Raw genomic sequence first — 6,695 nt, 5'->3', positions numbered from 1 at the left:
GTACCATTGGTGGCCGAAAATTCAGGTTTAATTACTCCGATGCTACCGGATTTGATATAACTTACCATCTGGAGAAAAAGCCAAACTACCGATTAAACTTTCATGTCCTTTGAGAATGCGTAATTGTTCCCCAGAAGTAGTATTCCATAAGCGGATGTTTTTATCCCAACTTCCTGATGCTAAGGTTTTGCTGTCGGGAGAGAAAGCAATACTTTCCACTCTATTCATAAACCCTTGAATTAGGTGTACTAATTCTCCAGTGGTAACATTCCACAAGCGCACGGTTTCATCTCCACTACCTGAGATTAATAAACTGCCATCGGGGGAGAAAGCGACACTGTTAACAAAACTTGTATGGCCAGTAATTAGTTGTAACTGTTTTCCTGTAGTCACATCCCATAAACGCAAATTGTTTTCATCTCCTGCGGATACTAATAATTTGCTATCTGGAGAGAAAGCTGCATCATATATTTTACAACTATGACCTTGTAAAACTCGCAGTAGTTGACCAGAAGTAACATCCCATAAGCGTATAGTTTCATCCCAACTGCCCGATGCTAATATTTTGCCATCTGGGGAAAAAGCAACTGTTTCGACTCGTTTAATATTTTCTTGGAGAACTTGTATTTGTTTGCCAGAAGCAACATCCCATAAGCGTATAGTTTCATCCCAACTGCCCGATGCTAATATTTTGCCATCTGGGGAAAAAGCAACTGTTTCGACTCGTTTAATATTTTCTTGGAGAACTTGTATTTGTTTGCCAGAAGCAACATCCCATAAGCGTATAGTTTCATCCCAACTGCCCGATGCTAATATTTTGCCATCTGGAGAGAAGGCAACGTTATTAACTGGGGAAATATGTCCTTTTAATTCTGCTAATAATTGACCTGTGCGTAAATTCCATAAATAGATATTTGGATCTGCTCCTATAGCTAGCAAGTTATGATGAGAATTAATCGCACCACACCTAGCAGGACAGTCGATTTCCCATAATATATTGTCACTCAAACCTATGTGAAATAAGGTAGCACCACCAGCACTACAGACAAGAATTAAATTATTTTTTAAAGGAATTATATCTGTGATAAATCCACGTCCTAAACGTTTTTTCATCCCTTGATTAACTAATTCTGGTAAAGCAACGGAGCGAGGATATTGTAATAATTCTTCTTTTTGTTTTTCTGTGGCTTTTTCCCAGAGTAAATTGTGTGCTGTCCATTGCACTATTCCTGTTTCTGTTTGAATAATTTGGGCAACAAGTTTGATGCCTTCTTTACCAAATTTAAGTGCTTCTCTAACAGCAGCTATTCTTTGTTCTTGGGAGTTATTATTGGTAAGTTTAGTTTTGAGATGCTGCAATTTTTTCAGAGTTTCTGTATCTTGTGGGTTAAAAGATTTATTTTGTAGGTTATTATTCATTGTTTATAGCTGATTTACTTAATACCATTGTATTTAATTTTATTGAAGAAGGAAGAAGTAAGAAGGAACAAGGAACAAGGAACAAGGAAAGAGAATCACAAAGATTTAGTAGTTATGACGATTGGAGAATTCTTTGACAGCAGATTCCAGCAAGCGTGAGGTACACCCCGATGCGGGCAAGATGCCCGCACTATAAACATTTAATTATCGGTACTTTGATATTTTTTATAGCGAAAATGCCTTCAAAGCTAGCAGGGGTAAGGGAAATACGTTGCTCTGGCTAAAAATGCCTCTTTGCGTAGCATTCCGCAGGAAAACCTAGATATATCAGGAAAAAGGTTGGTTAAATGTAAAACCTAGACTATATAAGGGTTTGATGCTGTTCTTAACATATTTTTTCTCAAAGTACCATTATTAATCATAACTTACGCAGAACCGCCATATCTAGTAAGGGCGATTTCCTACGGAATGCTCCGCAAACGCGAATCGCCCCTACAGATGGTGTATGACCTAATATAGCAATGTGCGCTGGCATATTTACAAATTGCAGGAGGTGTTCAATAGCTAAAAGTCTTATATTATCAGCTTTTTATTCCCCCAAATGAGCTGTTCCCTATTGCCTGTTCCCTGCGCGCAGCGCTATATTTTGCGTAAGTCCTGTTAATATCTGTGGTAAGCATTTCCTGCGGAATGCTGTGCAAAATGAGGCTAACTGATAGCTGACTGCTGATAGCTGACTGCTGATTGCTTACGTTTATTGTTGAAATTTTTCTGGTGAATAAGTTCGCCCTTTCCAATCACTACCTCGCCCTCGCCAGTGTCGCCAAGCTGAATCTATGGTAATTAATGTATAGATAAAAGCAACAGTTGGTAAACTCATGGCATAGATTGGTGAAAGTTGATAAAATCTGACAATAGGTAAGTAAGCTAAAAACATTAATATTCTTGCCAATAAAGCGATCGCTACTATTTCCCACCAACTAAAAATTACTCCTAAAATTATTCCTAATGAGGGAACTAAATAAATTAATTTCATCCCTATGACTGTTACTACTAATAGCAGCGGTGAATAATTTAGCTGAGTAAAAGCAGTACGAGCAACCATACTCCAAATACTAAATAAATCTGGATAGGAACGTCTACTTTTGGTGTCTGAAGTTAGTCCTAAGCAAATCTTTTTATTGGTTGATTTTTGTTTAACTGTTTTAGCTAAAGAACAATCATCTATTAAAGCATTTTTAATAACTTCTATTCCGCCAATTTCATCTAAAACTTGGTGACGAATTAATATACAACCTCCAGCAGCAGCAGCAGTAGAACTTTGCGGATTATTTACCCATCTAAATGGATATAATTTTTGGAAAAAAAATACAAATGCTGGAATCATTAATTCTTCTGCTAAAGTTTGGCATTGCAGCTTCACCATTAAAGAAGCTAAGGCTAAATTTTCCTGTTCTGCTTTAATAATAAGTTGGCGAATATTTGTGGAGCTATGTTCAATATCTGCATCAGTAAAAAGAAAATAATCTGGGGCTGGGGTTTGTTTTTTTGCATAATTAATTCCTTGATTAATTGCCCATAGTTTTCCACTCCAACCACTAGGTAATTTTCCTGCTGAAATTACTTCTAGCTTAGTAAAACTATCATTTTGTTGAGCTATTAGTTTCGCAACATTAGCTGTGTTATCTTTGCTATTGTCGTCCACCAATATAATCTTGAAATTCCCTAGATAGTCTTGATTTAATAAGGATTTTAGTGTCAATCTCAATAATTTTGCTTCATTTCTAGCAGGAATTATCACAGAAATTGACGGCCAATATTGAATTTTTCTAATTTCTGTTTCTGATATTGGTAATAATCGTTGATCTGCCAACCAAAATTTGCCTCTAAAAATTAATAAATATATCCATATTATTAGATTTAAAATTATCGTTATCAATAATATTTGCTGCATAAATTAACCCTGAAGTCTAAATTTAAGAATATTTAAAGTCAAGCTATAGGTGTTAAGTCTTGGATTTTAAGTGAATGATATCATCTCCGCTTAATTAGTGGTTAAAAAACTTTTCCCTGCCCTATTATTATTTACATTATTTATCTCTTTTCACTGATTTATAATTATTCAACTAAGCATGATACTATATCATGCCCGAAGGCAATCGTTTGTGTAAACCCAAGGGTGAATATCTACAGGAAATTTAGGTTTTTTTCTTGCTCAATAGCCTTCTTCCCTCTTCCTTCTTCCTTACCTTCGCGCTTACAATACCGATGCTACCGGACATGATATAACCTACGATCTAATACCATTTTAATAAACAGGTGAAAAACTTAGGTTACCCTTTGGTTAGAGGTCAGAAGTGATTGGGTAATTGTCATACTCTTCCATAACTTTAATCAAGAAGTTGCACATAATAAACTTAAGCATTGCCTTGCTTTGAGAAACTCTATTTATATGCAGATTCATCAAGATTTGGTATTAGGTAAAATCTTGTTACCTACAACCTAAAACCTAAAACCTAAAACCTACCACCTTCTATAAGATTTTGCATTAGGTAAAATGTCGTTACCTACAACCTAAAACCTAAAACCTACCACCTACCATCTTCTTCTTCCTAGAGATTAATAATTTCTACCTCCTCTAAATTATCAGCAGGTGTAAATCCAAATACACGGGAGTAAAAATAAAATTCCCCATCTAAAGCTCGTTTAATATTCTCTGAACGACGAAACCCATGTTGTTCTTCTGGAAAGGCAACATAAGCCACTGGTAATCCTTTTTGCTTTAAAGCTTCTAACATTATTTCTGCTTGATTTGGTGGCACAATTTTATCTTCTAAACCTTGGAAAAAAATTACAGGACAAGACAAAAGCTCAGTAAAATTAATAGGTGATCGCTGTTTGTATAAATCTTTTTTTTCAGGATAAGGCCCAATCAATCCATCTAAATAACGAGATTCAAATTTATGAGTATCTGTGGCTAAAGCCTCTAGATTGCTAACTCCATAATAACTAGCACCAGCCTTAAAAACATCCTTAAAAGTTAACGCACATAAAGTAGTATAACCTCCTGCACTACCACCAGAAATAGCCATACGATTACTATCAACTAAACCCCGTTTAGCTAAATATTGAGCGCCATTAACACAATCATCAACATCAACAATTCCCCAGTTATCTTTTAGTCTTTGCTGATACTCTCGTCCATAGCCAGTGCTGCCTCCATAATTAACATCAAGTAGAGCAAAACCACGACTTGTCCAATATTGAATTTTTAAGCTTAAACTACTAGAAGTTGCTGCCGTAGGGCCACCATGACTTTTGACTAAAAGAGGTGGTTTTTCTGATGTTATTTCTGTGTAATCTTGATTAGTTGGTGGGTAAAATAAACCATAAGCAGTATTCCCATTTTCAGTAGGAAATTCTATTGATTGAGGAATAGATAAATAACCTGAATTAATTTCTAAATCTGTAGAACGTTTTAAGATATTAATAGCACCTGTAGATAGATTTATATTGACAATTTCAGTGGGTTTTGTGGGAGAACTTCCCAGAAAATAAACTCGCTCTCCTTTAACTTTTAAAGAACCCATAGAAGTATAGGGTATTTCTATTTGCTGTAGATGTTTTTTCGTAGCATTAAGAGTTGCTAAATGCCAAGTTCCATTTTGAGTAAAAGTGCAAATAATTTTGTTTGCTGCTGTAAAACCATAAGTAGACATTCCAAATACCCATTGTGGCATTCCAAACTCTGCATTTAAAGGATATAATGGTTCTACATTTACCATTTCAGTTCCTGAAACCCGATAAATATTCCACCATTTAGAGCGATCGCTAACAAAATATAAGATACCTTCTGGCGACCATTCCGGTTGAAAAATTGATTCTTGTTTGCCACCTGCAACTAATTGAGCTTCACCTAATAAACCATTTGCATTAATCTTAGCTACCCATAACTCAGTACCATCCCAAGGCATATTAGGATGATTCCAACTTATCCAACAAAGTCTCTTGCCATCAGGACTCAGACGTGGTGAGGCATAAAAATCATTACCCTCGACTAATATCTGAATATCTGCCTTATTTTTGATATTGATGCTAACTATCCTATTTATAGGTTCTCCACCTTGAGTATGATCTTCCTGAATACAAATTAGGCGATCGCGCTGTTTATCCATCACAGCATCAGCATAACGACAGTTTACTTCTGGAGTTAAAGGTTGAGGAGTTGCATCTGGAGTCTGGCAGTAGAGACGTTGGTCAGCAAAATTAGAAAAATAAATCCTGCCATCTGTCACCAAAAACGCACCTCCTCCGTATTCATGGACTCTGGTGCGGACATTAAAAGGTGGGGGAGTGATGTCAGTTGTCTGTCCATCTGGAGTGTGACAGACAATTACATTCCGTCCACCTTCTGAAGGTCGTCCCTCGATCCAGTAGACATCCTCACCATCAATGGCAAGACTGCTAAGTCCAATTGTCCCTGCCACAATCAAATCAGCAGTGATGGGAGATTTCCAAGAGCCATAAGGTGCTATTTCTTTCATAGTTTAAAATTAATATTATAGATTATAAAGCAATATTTACTATTAATTGTGTCATTGTCAGTCACTAAATCTTAAATATTCAGTTTCATTTAATATAGGACAATATAATTTTGACTTCACTACCGCCATTCAATCTACAATATTAATACAACCCAATAATATAGAATCCGGTTATATAGTATATGTTTATAGTTCTATAAATTACTTCAATTACTTCAATATTCGGCGTTGCACAGTGACAAATGATTTTAGATTTTTGATGAACAGGATTTTGGATTAATCAATTGCTAAAATGATTAATATTAGGTTTTTTACTCAAAGTCTAAACTAATTTTTGGCAATATCATTCCATAATGTGCAAACCCTAATATTCTATCTCCCCATCTCCCCTGCTGGCCTTGGTGAATCAAGCTATGAAACCTAAACTTAGCCAAATATAAAATGCTTTTCAGTTAATAGTTATACAATTTCTCCATGAAGTTGCGCTTAATAAAAGATAACAGCTATTAGTAAAATTCAGGTTTGTGTAAGAATTATTAAGCGCATTATGACAGATAAATGGTATTAGGCAATTGCCATTAAAGCACAATCATAGCCAAAATTACCAACGCCCCAAGGCTATTCTCAAGTCTTTGTTAACTCTATGATTGAATAGTCTAGGGATATTAATGGTGGGTTGGGGAGCAATTAAATACGACCGCAATATTGAGTGCGTTCGCAACACATCCTCTA

Annotated in this window: 3 protein-coding genes; all 3 read right to left on the bottom strand. The window is 35.7% G+C overall.

What is annotated here, in order from left to right; genetic code table 11:
• Positions 1-42 precede the first annotated feature (42 nt).
• Positions 43-1,419 (bottom strand): WD40 repeat domain-containing protein, encoded by a 1,377-nt coding sequence (locus D5R40_RS29115; protein ID WP_124155599.1) that lies wholly within the window; start codon positions 1,417-1,419, stop codon positions 43-45.
• A 754-nt stretch (positions 1,420-2,173) separates the two neighbouring features.
• Positions 2,174-3,373 (bottom strand): glycosyltransferase, encoded by a 1,200-nt coding sequence (locus tag D5R40_RS29110; protein ID WP_124144236.1) that lies wholly within the window; start codon positions 3,371-3,373, stop codon positions 2,174-2,176.
• A gap of 658 nt (positions 3,374-4,031) precedes the next feature.
• Complete coding sequence (locus tag D5R40_RS29105) at positions 4,032-5,963, bottom strand: S9 family peptidase (RefSeq protein WP_124155598.1); 1,932 nt, start codon at positions 5,961-5,963, stop codon at positions 4,032-4,034.
• Positions 5,964-6,695: the final 732 nt, after the last annotated feature.

Source organism: Okeania hirsuta, assembly GCF_003838195.1.
GTDB classification, from domain to species: Bacteria; Cyanobacteriota; Cyanobacteriia; order Cyanobacteriales; family Microcoleaceae; genus Okeania; species Okeania hirsuta.
The sequence above is the reverse complement of the archived record's forward strand: the minus strand, read 5'-3'. Positions and strand labels throughout refer to the sequence as shown.